Genomic DNA, 22,461 nt, shown 5'->3' with positions numbered 1-22,461 from the left:
TGTTAGAGGAACCGCTACATGTCCAGATCCTTGCGTTGCTGTGTTCCCTTTGCCCTGGCCCTGTTGTGCAGCGCTGTTTCGGCCGCACCGCAGAGCCTCACCGTCATCTCCTTTGGCGGTGCCACCAAGCAGGCCCAGGACAAGGCCTACTTCCAACCTTTCACCGCCAGCGGCGCAGGACGCGTGGTCGCCGGCGAGTACAACGGGGAGCTGTCGAAAATCAAGGCCATGGTCGATGTCGGCCATACCAGTTGGGACGTGGTCGAAGTCGAAAGCCCGGAGCTGTTGCGCGGCTGTGACGAAGGCCTGTTCGAACGCCTCGACCCGGCGCGCTTCGGCGACCCGGCGCAGTTCGTGCCGGGGACCCTGAGCGAATGCGGGGTGGCCACCTATGTCTGGTCGATGGTCATGGCCTACGACCAGGACAAGCTGGCCAAGACGCCGACCTCCTGGGCGGACTTCTGGAACGTCGCCGACTTCCCCGGCAAGCGCGGCTTGCGCAAGGGTGCCAAGTACACCCTGGAAATCGCCTTGCTCGCCGACGGGGTCAAGCCGGAGCAGCTGTACAAGGTGCTGGGCACTCCCGAGGGCGTGACCCGGGCGTTCGCCAAGCTCGACCAGATCAAGGGCAATATCCAGTGGTGGGAGGCGGGCGCGCAGCCGCCGCAATGGCTGATCGCCGGCGATGTGGTGATGAGCGCGGCCTACAACGGCCGGATTGCCTCGGCGCAGAAGGAGGGCATGAAGCTGAGCATCGTCTGGCCGCAAAGCCTGTACGACCCGGAGTACTGGGCGGTGGTCAAGGGCACGCCGAACAAGGCATTGGCCGAAGACTTCATCGCCTTCGCCAGCCAGCCGCAGACCCAGAAGGTGTTCTCCGAGGAGATCCCCTACGGGCCGGTGCACCGTGATGCGCTGGGGCTGCTGCCGACGGCGGTGCAACAGCAACTGCCCACCGCTGCAGCCAACCTGGCCGGGGCGCGGGCCGTGGACGCGGAGTTCTGGGTGGACCATGGCGAGGAACTGGAGCAGCGCTTCAACGCCTGGGCGGCGCGCTGAAATTGCGGCATCGCCGGGCTTGCGAGAGCGGGTAAATCCGCTCCCGCAAGCTCGCTATTTCAGGCCAGCCAGGCCTTGAACTGTTCCTTGCAGTAATCGACGAACAACTGCGCAGGCTTGGTCAGCTGCGCCCGTTTCAGCCAGCCTGCCACCAGCGCCGAACCGGTGACATCCTCGGCAATTTCCACACAGACCACTTCCTGGCCGTCATAGGTGCTGTTGCCATGGGGCCTGGTCACCAGCAAGGCAAAGCCGAACCCCTGGCCGACCATGCCGCGCACCATCTCGATCGACGGCGAGCCGAAGACGATGTTCGGCGTCAGTTGCAGCTCCTCGAAGATGCTCACGAAGTAGGTGCGGCTGGGCTGCACATCCAGCAGGATCATCGGCTCCAGCACCAGGTCGCGCAGTGACACCTGGGCCTGCCCGGCAAAACGGTGCCCGGCCGGCACCAGGGCATAAGGCCGTTGCGGCGCCATCAGCGCCTCGGTCTCGATGGTGCTGTCCAGGTCGTGCTCGTAGAAGATCGCCAGGTCGAAGCGCCCGCCGGTCAAACCCTGCACCAGTTCCTGCTGCTCGCCGTCCTGCAGGCGGATCTCCACCCCCGGAAAGCGTTCGCGAAAACCGGCGATCAGCCGCGGCAGGTAGAGCGGGGCGACGGTCTCGAAACACCCGATATCGATCTGCCCGCACACCACGTCGTTGTCGGCCAGGGCGTTCTGCTCGAACTCATGGGCCATGCGCAGCAGTTCCTGGGCCTTGCGGTAGAAACGCGCGCCGCCGGGCGTCAGGGACACGCCCTGGGCGTGATGACGGATCAGCAACTGCACGCCGAAGCTGTCTTCCAGGCCCTTGACCGCCGTGGAAATCGACGGCTGGGCGATATACAGCTTGCGCGACGCCTCGGCGACGCTGCCACAGTCGACGGTGGTGACGAAATACTTCAATTGACGCAAGGAATAGGACGCCACAGTGCACCTCTGGCTGATTGTTTGGCTCCCACGATACCCGCTCCGCGGGCTGGCACTGCAGCGGATTTTGCTCGGTAGTGGGCATATTTTCGCTGGGTAGGCGCGCAGTGCCGCAAAGGCTTGCGGGTAGAGGTACAGCTTCCAGGTGCCGCCTGGACATGTAGGACTTTTACCTCAAGTTGGGTAGGAGAAATCCTGGAGTACTGGTTATATATCCAGTATTTTCGGGCGATTCCTCTACCAGCGTGATGCAGAACGAAAAATGGGCGCGTGGACAGAAATTCCAGCTCGGTTAATTTGCAGACCTCTCCTTTGGAAAGGGAGAGTTTCTTAAATCAATGGAGTAATAAACATGAACCAACCACAAACCCAATCACCGCTTCGCCATGGTCGCGTCACCTCCCCAGCCTCCCGTGGCGCAGTCGCCATCGACCTGGGCCTGCTGGGCGGCTGGCAGGTCAATGAGATGGAAGGCGGCAAGAACTTCCCGGCCCTGGCCGCCGGTCCGTTCCCTGCACCGTTCGACTCGGACAACCCAAGCGTCGCGCCGCCGGCCGATGGCTTCATCCTCAGCGGTGGCAAGGCCGATGCCCGGGACTGCGTCAACTTCACCGATGAGGAAATGAGCAAGAAGCTCAACCGCGCCTTCACCTGGCCGCTGCTCAACGTCGACCCCGGCCAGATCTTCAAGGTGACCTGGCAGTACACCGCACCGCATACCACCCGTGGCTATCGCTGGCTGATCACCAAGGACGGCTGGGACCCGAAACAGCGCATCACCCGCGCCCAACTGGAGGCCCAACCTTTCGCCGAGGACTTCTATCCGCAGGTGCCTTACTACAGCCATGCCGGCGAATTGAAGGCCAAGGTCGATCACCAGGTGAAGCTGCCGGCCAACAAAAAGGGCCGTCACGTGATTGTCCTGATGTGGATCGTGGCCAATACCGGCAACGCCTTCTATCAGGCCTTCGACGTCGACTTCAAATAAGTCTGCGGATCATTCAAACGTTCTGAAGGATTAGAACATGTCACAGATTGACTTTACCCAACTGAAAGCGCCGCAGGACGATGCCGCGTCGCGGATGCCGAGCCTGGATGGCAAGAAAGTCCTCATGGGCTACTGGCACAACTGGCCGGCCGGCCCCTCGGACGGCTACCAGCGCGGGCAGTTTGCCAATATGAACCTGGAGGATGTGCCCCGCGACTACAACGTGGTGGTCGTGGCGTTCATGAAAGGCAGCGGTATTCCGACGTTCAAGCCGTACAACCTGTCCGACGCCGAGTTTCGTCGCCAGGTGGGCGTGCTGAACAGCCAGGGCAGGGCGGTGCTGATGTCCCTGGGGGGCGCTGACGCTCATATCGCATTGAACCCGGGCCACGAACAGCCGCTGGCCAATGAAATCATCCGTCTGGTGGAAACCTACGGCTTTGACGGGCTGGACATCGATCTTGAACAGAGCGCGATTGACGCTGCCAGCAACAAGATCGTCCTGCCTGCCGCGCTGAAGCTGGTCAAGGATCACTATGCTGCCGAGGGCAAGCATTTCATCATCAGCATGGCGCCGGAGTTCCCCTACCTGACCGCTGCCGGTCGATACGTCGACTACCTCAAGGCGCTGGAGGGCTATTACGACTTCATCGCGCCGCAGTTCTACAACCAGGGCGGCGATGGCCTCTGGGTTCAGGAGGCGAACAACGGCAAGGGGGCCTGGATCGCCCAGAACAACGAGGCCATGAAAGAGGACTTCCTCTATTACCTGAGCGAAAGCCTGGTGAGTGGTACTCGCGGTTTCACCCGGATTGCGCCTGACAAATTCGTCATTGGCCTGCCCGCCAACGTCGATGCCGCTGCCACCGGGTACGTGGTCAACCCGACGGCCGTTTCCAATGCGTTCAAACGCCTCCATGCCAAAGGGCTGTCGATCAAGGGCCTGATGACCTGGTCGGTCAACTGGGACAACGGGTTCAACAAGGACCACGTGCCCTACAACCAGGAATTCAGCCGGCGCTACGGGCCGTTGATCAGCGGTGGCAAGCAGTCCCCGTCAACGCAGGATGAGCCCCTCCCGCAGACCGCCCGCTAGTACTCGATCAAGGAAACATCCGGCAGACGTGCCTGATGCTCCAACAGTCAAGCCTGTTGACTGATCGATGAGGGTAAGCAATGAAAATCCGATGCCTTCCGGCATCGGATTTTTTTTGGCTTTCAAGATGGGTGCCGTCCACCAGGTCCTGGCAGAGGACGGCAGCGTGGAGGACCCGGCTACCGGGTCATTGCAGCTGCTGCGCATCAGTGCCGGCGACAGGCTTGCCTGGGCGCTCAACTGATGAAGATGATCTTCGACACCAGCTCTGCACTGTTCTTGGCCTGAAGCTTCTTCATCAGCCGGGCGCGGTGGACTTCCACGGTGCGGTGGGAAATGCCCAGCTTGCGCGCCACTTCCTTGCAGGTCAGGCCATTGACGATATGCAGCGAGATTTCCCGCTCGCGCGGGGTCAACTGGATCATCGGCGCCGGCTGGCGGTCCAGGCGCTCGAAATGCCAGACCATCAGCTTGAAGGGATCCTCGGCCGTCAGGGAAAAACCGTGGGCGCGGGCCCAGAACACCTCGCCGTTGCGATGCTGCATGAAGCGCTCGTCGGAGTAGAAGGCGCCGGGTCCGTTGCGCAGCCAGTGCTCGCTGCGTTCGCCGATGCTCTGGTAGTCGGCCTGGGAGGGGTACAACAGCAGGGTCAGGTGGCCCTGCAACTGTTCGCGTTCATAGCCGAACAGGCGAACGAAGGCCTGGTTGCAGTCGAGCATCCGGCGATGCCCGGTGATCATCTGCGGTGCGGGGGAAACCTGGAAGGCCAGGCGCTCGAGGTCCTGGAATTGCTGGGCGTATAGGGTCATCAGGCATCCTGCCTCGGGTTTATCGGCGCGTCCCTTTTTTGGGGGGATACGTACTACTTACTGCCGTACGTAGTTGCCCCAACTAGCGTGTGATTCGGGTGCTGAATCATTGTATGGAATACCCGCTTCAAGGACAGAAGAAAATCACCATGACTCACGATTCCGTATCCATCGTCGCTGCCGCCCATAGCCCTTTCGGGCGCCTGGACGGCTTGAACCTCGAAGACCTGATCGTCCAGGTTACCCGCGAGGCCCTGGCAGACGCTGAGATCGACGCTGGACAAATCGACGCGCTGTTTCTCGGGCACTTCAACTCCGGGCTGGTGGCGGATGGTTTCCCCGCCTCGCTGATGCTCCAGGCCGACCCACAACTACGCTTCAAGCCCGCCACTCGCTGCGAGAACGCCTGCGCCTCCGGTTCGGCGGCGATCCAGGCCGGGATCCACGCGATCCGCAGCGGCGCCGCCGAGCTGGTGCTGGTGGTCGGCGCGGAGAAAATGACCGGCAACAGCACCGTCGAAGTCACCCGCGCCCTGGCCGGCGCCGGCTACCAGAACGCCCTCCAGGAGGCCGGCCTGAGTTTCGCCCAGCTGTTTGGCCAGGTGGCGCAGCAGTACGCCGACCGCTACCACAGCCCAATGGCCTCGATGGCCATGATCGCGGTGAAGAACCACGCCAATGCCATGGCCAACCCCCTGGCGCAGATGCACCGCGTGATGGATTTTGAACACTGCAACAACGTTTCCCAGGGCAACCCGCTGATCGCACCGCCGCTGCGCCTGACCGACTGCTCGCTGATCAGTGACGGTGCGGCGGCGATCATCCTGGCTTCGCCGCGGCGCGCCCGTTCGATGCGACGCCAGGTGGCGATCCGCGCCATGACCCAGGTGAACGACTTCCTACCCTTGTCGCGCCGCGACGTGCTGGCCTTCGAGGGGCCGAAACGGGCGATCCACGGGGCCTTGCGCCAGGCTGGCGTGACCCTCGGCGACCTGAGTTTCGCCGAGGTACACGACTGCTTCACCATCGCCGAACTGCTGATCTACGAAGCCATGGGCCTGGCGCCCAGGGGCGAGGGGCACCGGGCCCTCGACGACGGCACCGTGCGCCAGGGCGGACGCCTGCCGGTGAACCTGTCCGGCGGGCTCAAGGCCAAGGGGCATCCGGTGGGCGCCACCGGGGTATCGATGCATGCCCTGGGCTTTGCCCAACTGATCGGCAAACCCATCGGCCTGGGGGTGCCCGGTGCCGAGTTCGGCTTGCTGTTCAACATGGGCGGCATGGCGGTGGCCAACTACGCCAGCGTCCTGCAAGCGGTCAAGGTCTGAGGATGAACATCGCCCATTGGCTGCGCGATGCGGCCGAGCGCTGGCCCCGGCGGCCGGCTCTGTTCGAGGGGCGCCGCCAGGTCGCCGACTACCAGGCGTTTGCCGCGCAGGCCCGGGCCCGCGCGCTGCAACTGCGCCACGCGCACGGCATTGTGCCTGGCGACCGGGTGGCGCTGCTGATGCAGAACAGCTGCGCTTATCTCGAACTGTTGTATGCCATCTGGTGGAGCGGGGCGGTGGCGGTTCCGATCAACAGCAAGCTGCACACCCAGGAAGCCGCCTGGATTGCCGGCAATGCCGGGGCCCGGCTGATCTACACCGATGAGGGCCGAAGCTTCGACGCTGCGACCCTGCCGGCCGGCTGCCGCGAACTGGCCGCGTCCGGGTTGGCCATGCAAGGCCTGGCGCCGAGCGATGAGCTGGTGGAGCCGCACTTGCGGGAGGACACCGACCTGGCCTGGCTGTTCTACACCTCCGGCACCACCGGGCGCCCCAAGGGTGTGATGCTGTCCCATGGCAATCTGATCGCCATGTCCTTGTGCTATCCGCTGGACGTGGATCCGGTGGCCGCTGATGACGCCGTGGTCTATGCCGCGCCGATGTCCCACGGCGCCGGCCTCTACAACTTCATCCACGTGCGCTGTGGCGCCCGGCACGTGGTGCCGGCGTCCCGAGGGTTCCAGGCGGCGGAGTTGTTCGAGCTGGCGCAGGCGCTGGGCCAGGTCAGCCTGTTTGCCGCGCCGACCATGGTCAAGCGCATGGTGGAGCAGGCCCGGCAGCAGGGCTATTGCGGCGAAGGCATCAAGACCATCGTCTACGGCGGCGGCCCGATGTACCTGGCGGACCTCGCCCAGGCCCTGGATACCTTCGGCCCGCGCCTGGTGCAGATCTACGGCCAGGGCGAATGCCCGATGACCATCAGCGCCCTGTCGCGGGAGGCGATTGCCGACCGCGGGCATGCCGACTGGCCGGCCATTGCCGCCTCGGTAGGGCGCGCCCACGCCTGTGTCGAGGTGCGGGTGGTGGATGCTACCGGCCAACCCCTGGCCCCCGGCGAACCTGGGGTGATCGCCGTGCGTGGGGCTGTGGTGATGCAGGGCTACTGGGGCAATCCGCAAGCCACCCGGGAGGCCCTGGTGGACGGCTGGCTGCTCACCGGCGACATCGGTTTCCTGAACGAGCGGGGTTACCTGACCCTGACCGATCGCAGCAAGGATGTGATCATCTCCGGCGGCAGCAACATCTACCCGCGGGAAGTCGAGGAAGTGCTGATCCAGCACCCCGAGGTGTTCGATGTGTGCGTGGTGGGGGAGGCCGACGCCCTGTGGGGCGAGTCGGTGGTGGCCTTCGTGGCCCTGCGCACGGCCGGCAGCCTCGATGCGCAGGCGCTCGAGCAGTGGTTCCTGGCGCGCATGGCCTCGTTCAAGAAACCGAAGAAGTACCTATTTTGCGCCGAGCTGCCGAAAAACAGCTATGGCAAGATTCTCAAGACCCGATTGCGCCAGTGGTTGCAGGACCCCACGGGGCCCTTGAACAACCTCTGAAACGCTGCATTTCATGGATAACACGACGACAGGAGTCACCGACATGGATGTGTCACCTTCCAACTTCCAGCGCCAGCGGCGCCGAGCCTTCATCGGCGCCACTTCCGGCCACTTGATCGAGTGGTACGACTATGGCGTCTACGGCTTCCTGGCCTTGTATATAGGCAAAGCCTTCTTCGTCTCCGACGATCCCACCAGCAGCCTTCTGGCGAGCTTCGCGGCCTTTGCCCTGAGCTTCTTCATCCGGCCCTTGGGCGGCCTGTTCTTCGGCCCCCTGGCCGACAAGATCGGCCGACGCAAGACCCTGATCACGGTGCTGGTGATGATGGCCGGCTCCACCTGCCTGCTGGGCCTGTTGCCGACCTACGCCAGCATCGGCATCGCTGCGCCGGTGATCCTGGTGCTGATCCGCTGTGTGCAGGGCTTCTCCGCCGGTGGCGAGATCGGCACCATCACCAGCTTCATTTCCGAATACGCCGGCCCCGGGCGCCGGGGTTTCGCCACCTGCTGGCTGATGGTCACCGCCGTGCTCGGTCTGCTCCTGGGCGGCGCCGTGGCCAACGGCATGACCTGGGCCCTGGGCGCCGAGCTGATGCAGGAGTGGGGCTGGCGGATCCCGTTCCTGCTCGCCGGTCCCCTGGGCTTCATCTCGCTGTATATTCGCCTGAAGCTGGAAGACAGCCCGGAGTTCCTCGCCCTGGTAGAGGCCGGGCAGACCTCCAAGGCGCCGCTGCGCGAGGTCTGGCAGTGGAAGCGCTCGATCGCCCTGGTGTTCTTCATCATTACCCTGCACAGCTCGATCTTCTACCTGGTGCTGACCTTCGCCTCGACCTACATGTCCAACACCCTCAAGTTCGACAGCGGCACCACCTTGCTCTATGTGTTCGTCGCCAGCCTCTCGGCGGCGGTGGTCATGCCCTTCGGTGGCGCCTTCACCGATCGCTACGGGCGCAAGCCGTTCCTGATGGTGATCGGTACCCTGGCGACCCTGGCCATGTACTGGTTCTTCAAGACAGCGCCCAACGCCACCCCGGCCACCCTGTTCTGGCCGCTGATGGCCGTGGCGATCCTGTTCGGGCTCTACGCGTCCTCGACCTACGCGCTGATGAGCGAGCTGCTGCCGACCCGCATCCGCTCCACCGGCATCGCCGTGGCCTACAACATCCCGGTGGCAGTGTTCGGCGGCAGCGCGCCGCTGATTTCCACCTGGCTGATCAAGCTCACTGGCGACATCACCGCGCCCTGGTACTTCTACGTGGCGACCGGAGTCGCGTCGCTGCTGGCCCTGGTAGTGCTGCGCAAGGAGGACTTCGTCGCCTGTACCCACGACGCCCGGCCCCAGGGCCGCGGGGCTGCGCAACTCCTGGTCAACCCGCAAGCTTGAGCCCACCTGTCGGCGCCGGCCCCGGCTGACTGACGCCACCCGGCCGCGCGTCGCGGCCTGGCGGCCAGGACGTCGGTATGGGGCAGTGGTGGGCAATGGCATCGGGCGGGTCGAACAAGCGCATAGCTGCAACGCTCGGTGTCAGCTCGGAAACAGGAAAGTCCCGCGAGCGGCCAGTCAGGACTGGCCCCTTTTGTCTATGGCAGGGGATCCGGTTTATGGATCAAAGGCTGTCTGGGTCGCCGAAAAACATCTGGATCCGCGAGCGCAACCAGCGTTCGCCCGGGTCGTTGTCCTGGGAGCCGCGCCAGGCCATGTGCAGGTCGAAGGTGCGCGCCGGCAGGGGCAGGTCTTCGGCGCGCACGCCGCCGGCGGCGGTCAGGGCGTCGGCGGTGTAGTCCGGCACGGTGGCGACGATGTCGGTGCCGCTGAGCAGGGTGCTCAGGCCGTTGAACTGCGGCACCGCGAGCACCACGTGACGCTTGCGCCCGAGTTTTTCCAGCTCTTCATCGATAAAGCCACTGAGGTCGCCGGCGAATGACACCAGGGCGTGGGGGCGGGCGCAGAAGTCGTCGAGGCTCAGGGCGCCGGGCATGCTGTCGGCCCGCAGCAGCTTGGGCAGGCTGCGACGCAGCACCTTGCGCTTGGCGTTGGCCGGCAGGTCCTGGGTGTAGCTGACACCAATGGATATTTCGCCGGAGGCCAGCAGGGCCGGCATCAGCAGGTAGTTGGCGCGGCGCACCACCAGCACGATCCCCGGCGCTTCGGCGCGCAGGCGCTTGAGCAGCATCGGCAGCAGGGCGAATTCGACGTCGTCGGACAGGCCGATGCGGAACACCGCGGTACTGGTCGCCGGGTCGAATTCGGCGGCGCGGCTGACCGCGGTGGAGATCGAGTCGAGGGCGGGCGAGAGCAGGGCGAAGATTTCCACCGCCCGGGCCGACGGCTCCATGCTGCGCCCGGTGCGCACGAACAGCGGGTCGTCGAACAGGCTGCGCAGGCGCGACAGCGCCGCACTGATGGCCGGCTGGCCGAGGAAGAGTTTCTCCGCCGCCCGGGTCACACTGCGTTCATGCATTAATGTTTCGAACACGATCAACAGGTTCAGGTCGACACGACGCAGGTCATTACGATTCATCTTGAGTCCTGGCAGAGTCAGCAAACTTGACGAGAGCGACCATATGAGAACAATGGCCGGCATGAATCTTACGGGGAAAGGCTGCTACTCTGCACCGGCTAATTGTTTTTTCCTGTAAGGAAGCCTGCGCTCTGGCACGCTGTTTATCGTTGTTGCAGGTGCCGCGGAATCAATGACAGGCATGTCGACTATTAATAGCCACTGATGGTCTTGGCCAGAAAGCCCAGATAGAGTTCAGGGCATTAGAGGTTACTTTGACGAGGTTTGCGATGTCCCGCACGATCCGTTTTCACAAGTTTGGTCCGGCCGAGGTGCTCAAGTGCGAAGAGCATGCGGCCGCTCTGCCTGCGCCAGGCGAAGTGCAGGTGCGTGTCGAAGCGATCGGCATCAGTTGGTACGACGTGCTCTGGCGCCAGAACCTGGCGTCCTCCCATGCCCGCCTGCCTTCCGGCCTTGGCCATGAGATGGCCGGCGTGGTGACTGCGGTCGGCGAAGGCGTCGATGATCTGGCCGTGGGCGACAAGGTGGCCAGCTTCCCGGCCGAAAGCCCGAACGATTATCCGGTCTATGGTGAGCTGATTGTCCTGCCACGCTCGGCGCTGACCCGCTATCCCGATGTGCTCAGCCCGATCGAAGCAGCGGTGCATTACACGCCGCTGCTGGTGGCCTACTTTGCCTATGTCGACCTGGCGCGGGTCAAGCCCGGGCAGTTCGCCCTGGTTACCGATGCCAGCCACTGCGCCGGTCCGTCCTTTGTCCAGCTGGGCAAGGCACTTGGCGTGCGGGTGATTGCCGCGACCAAGACCGCTGAAGAGCGTGAGTACCTGTTGTCCCTGGGTGCCGAGAAAGTCATCGTCACCGAAGAGCAGGACCTGCTCATGCAGATCAACAAATACACCGACAACCGTGGTGTCGACGTGGTGTTCGATGGCCTCGGCGGTCCGCAGATGTCGATGCTCGGCGACGTCCTGGCCCCACGCGGCAGCCTGGTGCTGTACGGCCTGCAAGGCGGCAACCAGACACCGTTCCCGGCCTGCGCGGCGTTCCAGAAGAACATCCAGTTCTTCGTGCACTGCATCGGCAACTTCACCGGCAAGCCCGAGCTGGGCATCATCCAGGACCAGGTGGCCTTGCAGCGCGCCTTGCGCGACATCAACCAGCTGACGGCGGACCGTGTGCTGCTGCCGCTGAAGACCCGGGTCTTCCCGTTCAACGAGTTCGTCGAAGCCCACCGCTACATGGATGAATGTCCTTGTCGCGAACGGGTCGCACTGCAGGTCGAACCGGCCTGATCCTGACGCCAGGGTTCGCCATCGCGCACTCTGGCGTTTCTGTCTTTGCGGTCACTCCCTTCTTTATTCCTGCCTCGATCCTGAGAGGCTTGCGCGCAGCTGCCGACCATGGCCTGTATCAAGCTGGCCATAGCTGCCTATTGTGCGAGCCGCCACGGATAGATCCCGTCGCGTTGCGGTCAAACTGCCAGTAAACTGCGCAGCACTCACCGAACCATCCATTTCCCGAGGTTTTGCATGACACTCAGTCCTTTTGCGGGCAAACCGGCACCGACAGAATTGCTGGTCGATCTTCCGCGACTGGTAACGGCCTACTACACCGGCCAGCCCGATGCCGCCATCTCTACCCAGCGGGTCGCCTTCGGCACCTCGGGGCATCGTGGCAGCTCGTTCGATCTGAGTTTCAACGAATGGCACGTCCTGGCCATCAGCCAGGCGATCTGCCTGTATCGCCAGGCCCAGGGCATCGATGGCCCGCTGTTTGTCGGCATTGACACTCACGCGCTGTCCACCCCGGCCGGCGCCAGCGCCCTGGAAGTGCTGGCCGCCAACGGCGTGACCGTGATGATCGCCGCGGGCGACGAGTACACCCCGACGCCGGCGGTGTCCCACGCGATTCTCTGCTACAACCGTGGTCGCACCAGCGGCCTGGCCGACGGCATCGTGATCACCCCGTCGCACAACCCGCCACAAAGCGGTGGCTACAAGTACAACCCTACCAACGGCGGCCCGGCCGACACCCACATCACCAAGTGGATCGAAGCCAAGGCCAACGAACTGCTGGCCAACAAGCTGGCCGGCGTGAAGCGCATCAGCTACGAGCAGGCGCTGAAAGCCGACACCACCCATCGTCATGACTACGTCAACACCTATGTCGCCGACCTGATCAACGTTATCGACCTGGATGCCATCCGCAACGCCAAGCTGCGCCTGGGCGTCGATCCGCTGGGCGGAGCAGGGGTGCGCTACTGGTCGGCGATTGCCGAGCACTATCGCCTCGACCTGGAAGTGGTCAACAAGGAAGTCGATGCGACTTTCCGTTTCATGTCCGTCGACTGGGATGGCCAGATCCGCATGGACCCGTCGTCCGGCTATGCGATGCAGGGCCTGATCGGCCTGAAGAATCGTTTCGACGTGGCTTTCGGCTGCGATCCGGACCACGACCGCCACGGTATCGTGACCCCGACTGGCGGCCTGCTGGCGCCGAACAATTACCTGGCGGTGGCCATCGACTACCTGTTCCAGAACCGCCCGCAATGGCGCGCCGACGCGGCCGTGGGCAAGACCGTGGTCAGCAGTGGCCTGATCGACCGCGTGGCCGCGCGCCTGGGCCGTCGCCTGTACGAAGTGCCGGTGGGCTTCAAGTGGTTCGCCGACGGCCTGTTCGACGGCTCCCTGGGCTTTGGCGGTGAAGAAAGCGCCGGTGCTTCGTTCCTGCGCAAGGACGGCGGCGTCTGGAGCACCGACAAGGATGGCCTGATCCCGGCTTTGCTTGCCGCGGAAATGACCGCCCGCACCGGTCGCGACCCGAACCAGGCCTACCGCGCCTTGTGTGACGAGTTGGGCGAGCCGTTCTCGGTGCGCGTCGATGCCAAGGCCAATCCGCAGCAGAAGGCGCTGCTGAGCAAGCTGTCGCCGCAGCAGGTGACTTCGACCCAGCTGGCCGGCGAAAGCATCCAGCAGATCCTCAGCCATGCGCCGGGCAACGACCAGGCGATCGGCGGCCTCAAGGTCATGACCGAGAACGGCTGGTTCGCCGCGCGTCCATCGGGCACCGAAGACATCTACAAGATCTACGCCGAGAGCTTTATTGGCGACGAGCACCTGAAGCAATTGGTGCAGGAAGCGCAGACCCTGGTGGACGGCGCGATCAGCGGTTGATCCGCGATAAGACCCGTAAGCCGGACAAAAAAAGGGGCGACCAGATGGTCGCCCCTTTTTATTGCTGCTGTGTCTTGTAGGAGCGAGGCTTGCCCGCGATGGCTGCCGTTTGAGCGACAACGATCTTCAGCTAGTACGGGAAGGGCGGCTTTGCCGCCCATCGCGAGCAAGCTTCGCTCCTACAGAAGCCGACCGTTTCTTCGCTGTCTCAAGCCAGGTCCACCAGGACGATTTCGCTGTCCTCGAGGGCGGTGACCCGCAGCAGGCGTTCATCCTCGACCGCGACACCGTCTCGAGCTTCGGCGCGCAAGCCGTTGACTTCAATCACCCCGGTCGCCGGTACCAGGTAGGCTCGGCGCCCGTTGTCCAGCGAGTACTCGGCAGACTCGCCGGCCTTCAGGTTGGCGGCCACCAGCCGCGCATCGGCACGGATCCGCAGGCTCTGGTCATCGCCTTGCTTGCCGCTGGCCAGGGTCACGAAACCCTCGCGCTGGCCTTTGGGGAACGGCTTGGCGCCCCAGGACGGCGCCGAACCGGCCTCGTTGGGGATGATCCAGATCTGGAAGATCTTGGTTGCGCCGGCTTCCAGGTTGTATTCGCTGTGGGCGATCCCGGTGCCGGCGCTCATCACCTGCACGTCGCCAGCCTCGGTACGGCCCTTGTTGCCCAGGTTGTCCTGGTGGGTAATCGCGCCTTCACGGACGTAGGTGATGATCTCCATGTCGCGGTGCGGGTGCTGCGGGAAACCGCTGCCGGGGGCGATCACGTCGTCGTTCCACACGCGCAGGTTGCCCCAGTTCATGCGTTTGGGGTCGTAGTACTCGGCGAACGAAAAGTGGTGGTGGGCATCCAACCAGCCATGATGGGCGCCGCCCAGGGATTTGAAGGGTCTGAGTTCAAGCATGATCGTCTCCTGTCAGGGTTCGTCATGGGCGCCTTGATTGAGCCGCAGAACGAGACCGGTGGGTTGATGGCGCCCATCATCCATCAGCCAAACATCGATAAAAAGCGCAAAAAATGCCGTAATCCGATCTAATAAGTAGATATATTTTGTAACCTTTCTTCTGCTTTCAAACATTCAATTGATGGCTTAAGTGAATGACCTGTAAGCATTTCACTAGAAGTCATCGACGAATGAAGCGACCATACCGCCCCATACAGCCTCACACCCTGGAGTCAGCGTGCCGCAACACACACCCGATCTTCCTCCCGAACTCTTGCCCCTGGCCGAAATGCCGCTGCTCAAGCGCTTGGCGGCCAGGTTCTTCGGTCACGGCCTCAGCCGCCTGCGCGCCCAGCATCGCGCGTCCTGGTTGCACGGCCAGGCGGATGGCTTTCGCAGCGGGCACACCGCCGGGGTGGAGTACGGTTACCAGGAGGGCAAGGCCGAAGGCCTGGAGCAGGGCCGTCAGGTCCTGCTGATTCGCGACAGCCGCTCCACCGAGCATCCGGCGCCCGGCGTCGACGATCATCTGTTCGACGATTGGCGCCTGCCGCTGAGCGCCGAGCTGAAGAAACGCATCAAGGCTGACGTTGGCCGCCTGCTGCCGGCCCATGCCCAGCCCAGCAGCGCGCAATGGAAGATGATCTTCAGCGAAACCCCGTCGACCTCGGTGATTGCCGGCGCGGGTGCGGGCAAGTCGACCTCCCTGGTCCTGCGCATCCTGCTGCTCAATCATTACCTGGGCTTCGAGCTCGACTCGATGACCGTGGTGACCTTCACCCGCGAGTCGCGCAAGGACTTCATCAACAAGCTGATGGAGGTGTTCGCGCTCTGGGGCCGGCCCCTGGGGCTCAAGGAGGCGCGGGAACTGGTGCGCACCTTCCACTCGCGTATCCTGCCGATGGTCCGCAGCCTGCCGGGCTTCGAGCGCCTGCAGGCGTTCGAGAACCTCAGCGATCGCCCGGTGGCGGGGGATCTGGAGGTCGACAGCAATCCCTTCGACCTGCGGATCAACGACGCCCAGCGCAAGCACCTGAATGCCTGTTATCAAGCCTTGCATCGGCGCGACGGGCGTTTCCGCGAGGCGATCAAACCGTTGCTGCGCCACGCCCTGCAACTCAAGGAACTGGAGCGTGATCACCCGGATGTGCAAAAACGCATGGCCGTGACCGAACTGGCGGCCAAGCGCGACGAAGAGCTGTGCGACACCCTCGAAGACCTGTGGTTTCGCGCCGGGGCCTGGCCGATCAAGGGCATCGAGCCGAACCGGCAGACGGTGGAGATCAACGGCTCGCAATTCCACTGCCATGGCTACATCGCCGAGCTGGATGCCTGGGTGGTGCTGGGGTTCGATCCTCGGGAAAACCCGCAACTGAGTCGCCCCGGATCGAAGCTTTCGGTACGTGCGGAGTGGGCGGTAAAGCGCACCCTGTTTCAAGCTTTATGTCGTAAACCTATGATTTGGCTGGATAGTTACGATTCAGCAAAGCGGGTTTTGTCGTCTCTGGCCGGCGACGCCACGGCCGGGCCGGGCTTCGATTACAAGGTCAAGGGCGAGCTGGCTTCGGCGCCGCTGCTGGACTGTTTTGTCGCCGCGGCCGGGTTTATCGAGAACCTCGGGCTGGATGTGTCGGTGGCCGTGGGCCAGATGGTTTTCCCCCAGGACGACCCGGATCGCTACTTCTTCGAGGCCCTGAGCCTGTTCTGGCGGGCGCTGGACGACCATCTGCTCGACCAGTCGCCGCCGATCATGAGCTACAACCGCATGTTCTCGCTGTTCGGCGAGAACACCCCGGAGAACTTCAAGCTGCTCAGCGATGAGCGGCTGCGGCCGATGTCGCACCTGATGATCGACGAATTCCAGGACGTCTCGCCGCAGATCGTCTCGTGGATTCGCGCCAGCCTGCGCGAGATCCGCAGTCGCGGGCCGGCGATGCATGTCGGGCGTGGGGCGCAGCGCTCGTCGTTGCTCTGCGTGGGGGACGACTGGCAGTCGATCTACGGCTGGCGTGGCAGTTCGCCGAAGTACTTCATGGAGTTCAACAAGGAATTCCCGTCGCCGGCCACCAGCCGGGTGATGCTCAGTGAGAACTATCGCAGCCATCAGCACATCATCGACGCGGCGGAACATATCGTTCGCGCGGCGCCGGCGATTGCCGGGAAGAAGGCCAAGGCCAGCGGCGAACCCAAGGAAGTGTTGCCGGTGAATGTGCTGGACCGCGACGACCAGGGGCTGGCAGCGCGGCTGGCGGAGCACTATCGCAACGGTGATTCAATCTTGATGCTGTTTCGAAAAAGTAGCGATAAGTTATTGATAGAAGAGCATATTTTACCAATAGTTAATGTTGATTCTAGGTTGCCGGCGGAAGAGCGACGCCTCAAACAGCTGACCTACCACAGCTCCAAGGGCTTGCAGGCGGATGCGGTGTTCCTGCTTGGTGACTGCCAGCACCTGACCAGTTCGCCCTACAAGAACCAGGTCTATCGCATGGCCGGGCTGGGCAAGGATGGCGACAGTGAGCCCTACGACAATGCGCAGAAGGACGAGACCCTGCGCCTGGCCTATGTCGGCATCACCCGGGCGGTGAAACATTGCTACTGGTATGTGGACAGCCCGGACACCCAGGCGGCCAACGCGCCCAAGGCGTCGGACCGGATTCCCCAGGGCAAGCCGTTCTTCGCCGACCTGCGGGCATGAAAAAGCCCGCGCAACGGCGGGCTTGAGAACAACCTGGGGCGGGTCAAGAAAAGAGAGCGGCCCTAGGCTTTCAGGGCGAGTGGCGGCATGAAGGCCTCCAGCTCGTCTTCCACCGCCTCGATTATTCGTTCGACATCGGTGGCGTTCATCACAGTGGCGCAGGGGATGCCGGCAATGGCGATCATGGTCTCCCCGCTGGCACGATCGAAGAGCCGGGCGATCATGCTGCCGGGTGCATCCATGCTGGCCTCGAAGCCCATGGGGTGAAAATGCCAGCGCATCAGCTGGCAGGCGTTGGGAAAGGTGACTTTGCTGGCGGAGACTCTATTCATGGATTGCCCACCTTGTTCATTGAGCGCTTCCTTGTGCTCGCGGTAGGTATGGAAGGACCGTCAATGGACCAACCTGTGGAGCTTTTAAAAATAGCACCGGGATATGACATTCAACGGCTTTTTTTCAGGCCGTTTGGCAATTGCCTTGCACTTTTTTGATGCAGGTCATTTCCGCTAGCGGTTTAGGCAAAACGCCAGTATCCAGGGGCCATGCATTGGCCATTGAAGCGCTGGACGAACTTCGGCAAGCTGCGCCTTTCCGTCCCCCGAGTACCTTAATGTCTGCCCTTGATGATGGCCCGGCGCAAACCCAGGCCACCGGCGAGACGGTGCTGCGCTATCACCTGTGCTGGAAGCACCGCGACCTCGATGGCGTCATGGCGCTGTATCACCCGGAAATCCAATACAACGACTTTTTCCAGAACCGCACCCTGGGCCTGGACGAGTTGCGCGAATACGTGCGCAACAGCATGCCGCGCGCGCCCGACGAGGCCCTGGAGCACAGTGACCGCATCCGCCTGGACGGCAATACCGCGTTCATTCAATACCAGGTGACCCTGCGCGGCGGACAGGGTCTGGTGTCGTTTCGCGCCAGCGAGGCGATCACCGTGCGCGACGGCCTGATCTGGCGCGTCAACGAATACGCTTCCCTGGTGCGCGAGGCGGCGCTGAGCAAGGCCGGTGGCGGCGCGCGGCCGGCGGCCAGCCGCCTGGGCCTGTCGCCGCGCCAGCTGAGCTTCATGGCCGAGGACCTGCAGCAGTACTTCGAGCGCCAGCAGCCGTACCTCGACCCGGAGCTGGACCTGCAGCGGGTGGCGAAGGAGTGCGGCTACAGTCGCAACCAGATCTCCTACCTGCTCAACCAGGTGCTGGGGCAGAGTTTCTACCGCTACGTGAACCAGGCACGCTTGCAGCATTTGCTGGCGGCGCTGGACCAGGCCGCGCCGCCGGTGCGTATCGACGAGCTGGCGTTCGACGCCGGCTTCAATTCGCTGTCGGCGTTCTACAGCTGTTTCCGCCAGCACACCGGCCTGTCGCCCAAGGCTTATGCCAAGCAAATTTCTTTGCGTGCACGCGCGCAAGACAGCCCCTGAGCCCAGGCACTAGGATCGCCGCCATCGAAGTTCGGGTGGCGGAGTGCGTGTATGCCAGCGTGGCGCAACATCAGTTTATGGATGGATCAGCTCGACGAGCCGCTGCTGGCCCGGCCGTCGCTGGAGCAGGACCTGGATGTCGACGTGGCGATCATCGGCGCCGGTTATACCGGGCTGTGGACCGCCTATTACCTCAAGCGCCTGGCGCCGACCCTGAACATCGCCATCGTCGAGGCGCAGACCGCCGGCTTCGGCGCCTCCGGGCGCAACGGCGGCTGGCTGATGGGCAACCTGCTGGGGGAGGACCGGCTGCTGGCCGGGCTCAGCGCGCAGCAGCGCCGCGCCTCCTTCGACTTGCTGCACGGCATTCCCGATGAGGTGGCCAGCGTCCTCGAGCGTGAAGGCATCGACTGCGATTACCGCAAGGGCGGGGTGCTGTACTGCGCCGCGCGTTATCCCGAGCAGGAAGTCACCCAGCGCCGCTACCTGGACAAGCTCTACCGCCAGGGCCTCGACGAGCGCGACTACCGCTGGCTGAGCCCCGAGCAACTGGCCCGGCAGATTCGCGTGGCCAAGGCCTACGGCGGCATCTACGCGCCCCATTGCGCGACCATCCAGCCGGCGAAGCTGGTGCGTGGCCTGGCCCGGGCCGTGGAGCGCCTGGGCGTGCCTATCTACGAAAACAGCCCGGTCAGCCACTGGCAGTCCGGCAGCCTGCAAACCGCCACGGCCAGCGTGCGTTGCCGCTGGATAGTGCCGGCGGTGGAGGGCTATTCGGTAACCCTGCCGCCCCTGGGCCGTTACCAGCTGCCGGTGCAAAGCCTGCTGGTGGCCACCGAGCCCTTGCCAGCCGCGACCTGGGACGAGATTGGCCTGAGCCAGGGCCAGGCGTTCAGCGAAAGCAGCCGCCAGGTCACCTACGGCCAGCGCACCGCGGATAACCGCCTGGTGTTCGGCGCCCGCGGCGGCTACCAGTTCGCCGGCAAGCTGCGCCACGACTTCGACCTGACCCGCAGCGAAGTCGAGCTGCGGCGCTACCTGTTCAGCGAGCTTTTCCCGCAGCTGAAAAACGTGCGGATCACCCATTCCTGGGGCGGCAACCTGGGTATGTCGCGGCACTTCCGGCCGCACATGCTCTGCGACCGCCGGCACGGCATCGCCTTGTCCGGCGGCTACGGCGGCGAAGGCGTGGGCGCCAGCAACCTGGGCGGGCGGACCCTGGCCGAGCTGATTCTCGAGCGCGACAGCGAGCTGACCCGCCAGCCCTGGGTGATCCCCGAGGGTGGCCTCGACGCCTTGCGCGCCTGGGAACCGGAGCCGTGCCGCTGGCTGGGCTACAACGCGATCATTCGCAGCTTCGTCCATGAAGACCAGACCCTGGCCAACCCGGCCACGCCGCCCTGGCGCCGCCGGCTGGCCAGCCGGGTGGCGGGTTTCATGGAAGGGCTGATGCACTGAGCCAGGTTTTTTACAGCAGTTTCCACAGCGGTTTTTCCATCGACAGGTAGCGCCATGAGCATCACTCAATTCAAGAACACCGCCCACGCCACCCTGGAGCAATCGGCCCCGGTGGCCGTGCCCCTGGGCAGTCCGGTCGCCGTGACTTCGGTGACCTGTGTCGAGCGCAACGACGGCGTCGAAACCGGCATCTGGGAGTGCACGCCCGGGCGCTGGCGGCGGCAGATCGTTGCCCAGGAGTTCTGCCATTTCATCCAGGGGCGTTGCACCTTCACTCCGGACAACGGCGAACCCCTGCTTATAGAAGCCGGCGATGCACTGATGTTGCCGGCCAACAGCACCGGGACCTGGGACATCCAGGAAACCGTGCGCAAGACCTATGTGTTGATTTTCTGATCCTTTGATTGCCTGCCAATAAAAACAACCCACACAGGAATCGCCCCATGATCCGTAAAAAACCGGCTTTATCGCTGTGCGTGCCGTTGCTGCTGGTGGCTTCCTTTAGCCAGGCGGCCGAGACCGTGAAGATCTACAACTGGTCGAGCTACATCTCCCCGGACACCCTGAAGAACTTCCAGAAGGAAACCGGCATCGGTTTCAGCTACGACGTCTACGACAGCAACGAAACCCTGGACGGCAAGCTGATGACCGGCCGCTCCGGTTATGACGTGGTGTTTCCCTCCAACCACTTCATGGCCCGGCAGATCGAGGGCGGGGCGCTGAAGAAACTCGACAAGAGCCAGTTGCCGAACTGGAAGAACCTCAATCCGGTGCTGCTCGAGGCCTTGCAGACCAACGACCCGGGCAACGAGCACGGCTTCCCGTACCTCTGGGGCAGTACCGGGATCGGCTACAACGTCGCCAAGGTCAAGGCGGTGCTGGGGGACAACGCGCCGGTGGATTCCTGGGACCTGATCTTCAAGCCCGAATACATGCAGAAGCTGCAGAAGTGCGGGGTGGCGATCCTCGACAACGGCCCCGAGCTGCTGCCGGCGGCGCTGAATTACCTGGGCCTGCCGCACCACAGCAAGAACCCCGAGGACTACAAGAAGGCCGAAGCGTTGCTGCTGAAGATCCGGCCTTACGTCAGCTACTTCCATTCCTCCAAGTACACCGGCGACCTGGCCAATGGCGATATTTGCGTAGCGGTGGGCTTCTCCGGCGATGTGCTGCAAGCCGATAGCCGGGCCAAGGAAGCCAAGAACGGCGTGGAAATCGGTTATGCGATTCCCAAGGAAGGCGCGCCGATCTGGTTCGACATGGTGGCCATGCCCAACGACGCGCCGGACGAAAAGGCCGGGTACGCCTACATGAACTACCTGCTGCGCCCGGAGGTGATGGCCGAGATCACCAACCATGTGCACTAGTAAGTTAAGTGGAATGCTTTTCTCCCTGAGCTATGCTGAGTCGCTCAATGTCAGGAGGCGCGACTATGGCTTCCCACTTGTCCTACCAGCTGATCTTGGACCGGCACCCAACGGTCCAGGACTGGTTATTCATCCTTTCGAGTCTGGGGCGCACACCGGCGACCGTGGATGCCTATGCGCGGGCGTTAGCGCATTACCTTGGTTATTGCGAAGCTCTCCAGTTAACACCAGAAAACGTCAGGCTCGAGCAGATTACGTTGTACATCCGCGAGTTGTTGCCCGGGCAACCCGAGGCGGTGGCCAACTCGACGCTGCATCAACGTTTGACGGCCATTCGATTGTGGTATGACCACCTTGTTTTTTTAGGTCTTTGCGAGAAAAACCCGCTGCCCCGTGGCCAATATTCACCGCAACGGTCGCTCACCAGTCACTCAGGATTTAGCCGAGGACTGGTAGCTCGGTTAATTAAACTGCCTGCTGTCCCGAATGACGATGACTGGTTGCGCATTGTGGCAGTAGCATCCCGGGCATCACTTCGAGATAGATTGATGCTTGCTCTTGCTTACTATGGGGCATTACGTCGTGCTGAAGTAGTGGCATTACAGTTGGAGGATTTGGATCTTGCGCATCGTTTGATGACTTTGCGAGCAGAGACGACTAAAAGCAGACGCAGCCGCATAGTCTGTTACAGCCCAGCGGTTGCACCTATGTTGTGTGAGCATCTTCGGCATTTACACGCAGCTGGTTGGCGCAGCGGGGCGCTGTTTCGCTCGGACTCTGACCGCAATCGGGGGCAGCCCTTGACGCGTTGGACTTGGAGTAAAACCGTAGCCGGATGGGCTAGCGCGGCCGAGCTCAGGGACTTCAGTACGCACAGTTTACGTCATTTACGCTTGACCCATCTCGCACGCGCCGGCTGGAAACTACACGAGCTTACAACCTATGCCGGTCACAGTGACCCTAAGACTACCTTGGTCTACCTCCATCTGTCGGGTATGGACTTGGTCTTTCGAATGGCACAATCGGTAGCCGTTCAGGATGCTCAGTTAGTGGATACTCTTTTTCGTTGTTCGGAGTAG

At 63.1% G+C, this 22,461-nt stretch carries 19 protein-coding genes and 1 pseudogene; 15 read left to right on the top strand and 5 right to left on the bottom strand.

The features are described 5' to 3' along the window. Positions 1 to 18: 18 nt before the first annotated feature. Complete coding sequence (locus J4D28_RS02625; protein ID WP_103330656.1) at positions 19 to 1,059, top strand: ABC transporter substrate-binding protein; 1,041 nt, start codon at positions 19 to 21, stop codon at positions 1,057 to 1,059. A 59-nt stretch (positions 1,060 to 1,118) separates the two neighbouring features. Here the strand turns inward: J4D28_RS02625 and J4D28_RS02620 are convergent, their stop codons facing one another. Next, complete coding sequence (locus J4D28_RS02620; protein WP_009049245.1) at positions 1,119 to 2,030, bottom strand: LysR substrate-binding domain-containing protein; 912 nt, start codon at positions 2,028 to 2,030, stop codon at positions 1,119 to 1,121. 352 nt (positions 2,031 to 2,382) lie between these two features. Between J4D28_RS02620 and J4D28_RS02615 the strand changes: the two genes are divergently transcribed. From J4D28_RS02615 to J4D28_RS02605, 3 genes are all read left to right on the top strand, one after another. Beyond that, positions 2,383 to 3,018 carry a lytic polysaccharide monooxygenase auxiliary activity family 9 protein gene (locus tag J4D28_RS02615; RefSeq protein WP_016703840.1) on the top strand — a complete coding sequence of 212 codons (636 nt, stop codon included), beginning with the start codon at positions 2,383 to 2,385 and terminating at the stop codon, positions 3,016 to 3,018. Between the two features lie 37 nt (positions 3,019 to 3,055). Next, positions 3,056 to 4,114 carry a chitinase gene (locus J4D28_RS02610; protein ID WP_016703841.1) on the top strand — a complete coding sequence of 353 codons (1,059 nt, stop codon included), beginning with the start codon at positions 3,056 to 3,058 and terminating at the stop codon, positions 4,112 to 4,114. Between the two features lie 91 nt (positions 4,115 to 4,205). Next, positions 4,206 to 4,358, top strand: coding sequence for a hypothetical protein (locus J4D28_RS02605; protein ID WP_158250317.1), 153 nt, complete (start codon positions 4,206 to 4,208; stop codon positions 4,356 to 4,358). Here J4D28_RS02605 and J4D28_RS02600 read toward each other — a convergent pair. After that, a complete protein-coding gene (locus tag J4D28_RS02600; RefSeq protein ID WP_028682598.1) occupies positions 4,351 to 4,923 on the bottom strand; it encodes a LuxR C-terminal-related transcriptional regulator in 573 nt (190 codons plus the stop codon). The two genes, J4D28_RS02605 and J4D28_RS02600, sit on opposite strands and share 8 nt — an antisense overlap. Before the next feature lie 149 nt (positions 4,924 to 5,072). Here J4D28_RS02600 and J4D28_RS02595 point away from each other — a divergent pair, with 149 nt between their 5' ends. The 3 genes from J4D28_RS02595 to J4D28_RS02585 are packed head-to-tail and all read left to right on the top strand — an operon-like array spanning position 5,073 to position 9,179. Beyond that, positions 5,073 to 6,251: an acetyl-CoA acetyltransferase gene (locus J4D28_RS02595; RefSeq protein WP_096374436.1), complete on the top strand. Its 1,179-nt coding sequence runs from the start codon at positions 5,073 to 5,075 to the stop codon at positions 6,249 to 6,251. A gap of 2 nt (positions 6,252 to 6,253) precedes the next feature. Then, positions 6,254 to 7,795, top strand: a complete 1,542-nt coding sequence (locus J4D28_RS02590; RefSeq protein ID WP_028682600.1) for a class I adenylate-forming enzyme family protein — start codon at positions 6,254 to 6,256, stop codon at positions 7,793 to 7,795. A gap of 43 nt (positions 7,796 to 7,838) precedes the next feature. Then, positions 7,839 to 9,179 carry an MFS transporter gene (locus tag J4D28_RS02585; protein ID WP_038578760.1) on the top strand — a complete coding sequence of 447 codons (1,341 nt, stop codon included), beginning with the start codon at positions 7,839 to 7,841 and terminating at the stop codon, positions 9,177 to 9,179. A gap of 223 nt (positions 9,180 to 9,402) precedes the next feature. Here the strand turns inward: J4D28_RS02585 and J4D28_RS02580 are convergent, their stop codons facing one another. Beyond that, positions 9,403 to 10,317: a LysR family transcriptional regulator gene (locus J4D28_RS02580; RefSeq protein ID WP_009049242.1), complete on the bottom strand. Its 915-nt coding sequence runs from the start codon at positions 10,315 to 10,317 to the stop codon at positions 9,403 to 9,405. A 269-nt stretch (positions 10,318 to 10,586) separates the two neighbouring features. On the opposite strand from J4D28_RS02580, the gene J4D28_RS02575 reads away from it, so the two are divergent. Continuing rightward, entirely contained in the window at positions 10,587 to 11,609 is a 1,023-nt protein-coding gene (locus J4D28_RS02575; RefSeq protein ID WP_009049241.1) for a zinc-dependent alcohol dehydrogenase family protein, read from the top strand. 237 nt (positions 11,610 to 11,846) lie between these two features. Further along, positions 11,847 to 13,490: a phosphoglucomutase (alpha-D-glucose-1,6-bisphosphate-dependent) gene (gene pgm / locus J4D28_RS02570; protein WP_103330657.1), complete on the top strand. Its 1,644-nt coding sequence runs from the start codon at positions 11,847 to 11,849 to the stop codon at positions 13,488 to 13,490. Positions 13,491 to 13,698: 208 nt separating this feature from the next. Here pgm and J4D28_RS02565 read toward each other — a convergent pair whose 3' ends face one another. Further along, entirely contained in the window at positions 13,699 to 14,394 is a 696-nt protein-coding gene (locus J4D28_RS02565; protein ID WP_041983574.1) for a pirin family protein, read from the bottom strand. 277 nt (positions 14,395 to 14,671) lie between these two features. Here J4D28_RS02565 and J4D28_RS02560 point away from each other — a divergent pair, with 277 nt between their 5' ends. After that, positions 14,672 to 17,131, top strand: a complete 2,460-nt coding sequence (locus tag J4D28_RS02560) for a UvrD-helicase domain-containing protein (RefSeq protein ID WP_103330658.1) — start codon at positions 14,672 to 14,674, stop codon at positions 17,129 to 17,131. 62 nt (positions 17,132 to 17,193) lie between these two features. On the opposite strand, the gene J4D28_RS02555 is transcribed toward J4D28_RS02560, so the two are convergent. Then, the gene (locus tag J4D28_RS02555; RefSeq protein WP_007924808.1) at positions 17,194 to 17,463 is read right to left on the bottom strand and encodes a DUF1652 domain-containing protein; all 270 of its coding nucleotides are present in this window, start codon (positions 17,461 to 17,463) and stop codon (positions 17,194 to 17,196) included. A 278-nt stretch (positions 17,464 to 17,741) separates the two neighbouring features. On the opposite strand from J4D28_RS02555, the gene J4D28_RS02550 reads away from it, so the two are divergent. From J4D28_RS02550 to J4D28_RS02530, 5 genes and pseudogenes are all read left to right on the top strand, one after another. Continuing rightward, positions 17,742 to 18,557 (top strand): AraC family transcriptional regulator, encoded by an 816-nt coding sequence (locus tag J4D28_RS02550; RefSeq protein ID WP_103330659.1) that lies wholly within the window; start codon positions 17,742 to 17,744, stop codon positions 18,555 to 18,557. Positions 18,558 to 18,608: 51 nt separating this feature from the next. Then, positions 18,609 to 20,015 carry an FAD-binding oxidoreductase gene (locus J4D28_RS02545; protein WP_103330660.1) on the top strand — a complete coding sequence of 469 codons (1,407 nt, stop codon included), beginning with the start codon at positions 18,609 to 18,611 and terminating at the stop codon, positions 20,013 to 20,015. Positions 20,016 to 20,069: 54 nt separating this feature from the next. Then, complete coding sequence (locus tag J4D28_RS02540; RefSeq protein WP_009049235.1) at positions 20,070 to 20,411, top strand: cupin domain-containing protein; 342 nt, start codon at positions 20,070 to 20,072, stop codon at positions 20,409 to 20,411. A 47-nt stretch (positions 20,412 to 20,458) separates the two neighbouring features. Beyond that, positions 20,459 to 21,379, top strand: a pseudogene (locus J4D28_RS02535) (polyamine ABC transporter substrate-binding protein); the annotation flags it as partial. A gap of 68 nt (positions 21,380 to 21,447) precedes the next feature. Then, a complete protein-coding gene (locus J4D28_RS02530; protein ID WP_103330661.1) occupies positions 21,448 to 22,461 on the top strand; it encodes a site-specific integrase in 1,014 nt (337 codons plus the stop codon).

It is taken from the genome of Pseudomonas sp. GW531-T4, assembly GCF_017349615.1.
GTDB lineage: Bacteria > Pseudomonadota > Gammaproteobacteria > Pseudomonadales > Pseudomonadaceae > Aquipseudomonas > Aquipseudomonas chlororaphis_I.
The sequence above is the reverse complement of the archived record's forward strand: the minus strand, read 5'-3'. Positions and strand labels throughout refer to the sequence as shown.

Bases quoted from the DNA above. Each gene is read 5' to 3' on its own strand.
- J4D28_RS02625 (WP_103330656.1), top strand. From the start codon at position 19: ATGTCCAGATCCTTGCGTTGCTGTGTTCCCTTTGCCCTGGCCCTGTTG.
- J4D28_RS02605 (WP_158250317.1), top strand. From the start codon at position 4,206: ATGCCTTCCGGCATCGGATTTTTTTTGGCTTTCAAGATGGGTGCCGTC.
- J4D28_RS02585 (WP_038578760.1), top strand. From the start codon at position 7,839: ATGGATGTGTCACCTTCCAACTTCCAGCGCCAGCGGCGCCGAGCCTTC.
- J4D28_RS02600 (WP_028682598.1), bottom strand. From the start codon at position 4,923: ATGACCCTATACGCCCAGCAATTCCAGGACCTCGAGCGCCTGGCCTTC.
- J4D28_RS02595 (WP_096374436.1), top strand. From the start codon at position 5,073: ATGACTCACGATTCCGTATCCATCGTCGCTGCCGCCCATAGCCCTTTC.
- J4D28_RS02580 (WP_009049242.1), bottom strand. From the start codon at position 10,317: ATGAATCGTAATGACCTGCGTCGTGTCGACCTGAACCTGTTGATCGTG.
- J4D28_RS02545 (WP_103330660.1), top strand. From the start codon at position 18,609: ATGCCAGCGTGGCGCAACATCAGTTTATGGATGGATCAGCTCGACGAG.
- J4D28_RS02610 (WP_016703841.1), top strand. From the start codon at position 3,056: ATGTCACAGATTGACTTTACCCAACTGAAAGCGCCGCAGGACGATGCC.
- J4D28_RS02615 (WP_016703840.1), top strand. From the start codon at position 2,383: ATGAACCAACCACAAACCCAATCACCGCTTCGCCATGGTCGCGTCACC.
- J4D28_RS02530 (WP_103330661.1), top strand. From the start codon at position 21,448: ATGGCTTCCCACTTGTCCTACCAGCTGATCTTGGACCGGCACCCAACG.
- J4D28_RS02590 (WP_028682600.1), top strand. From the start codon at position 6,254: ATGAACATCGCCCATTGGCTGCGCGATGCGGCCGAGCGCTGGCCCCGG.
- J4D28_RS02555 (WP_007924808.1), bottom strand. From the start codon at position 17,463: ATGAATAGAGTCTCCGCCAGCAAAGTCACCTTTCCCAACGCCTGCCAG.
- J4D28_RS02540 (WP_009049235.1), top strand. From the start codon at position 20,070: ATGAGCATCACTCAATTCAAGAACACCGCCCACGCCACCCTGGAGCAA.
- J4D28_RS02550 (WP_103330659.1), top strand. From the start codon at position 17,742: ATGTCTGCCCTTGATGATGGCCCGGCGCAAACCCAGGCCACCGGCGAG.
- J4D28_RS02565 (WP_041983574.1), bottom strand. From the start codon at position 14,394: ATGCTTGAACTCAGACCCTTCAAATCCCTGGGCGGCGCCCATCATGGC.
- J4D28_RS02575 (WP_009049241.1), top strand. From the start codon at position 10,587: ATGTCCCGCACGATCCGTTTTCACAAGTTTGGTCCGGCCGAGGTGCTC.
- pgm (WP_103330657.1), top strand. From the start codon at position 11,847: ATGACACTCAGTCCTTTTGCGGGCAAACCGGCACCGACAGAATTGCTG.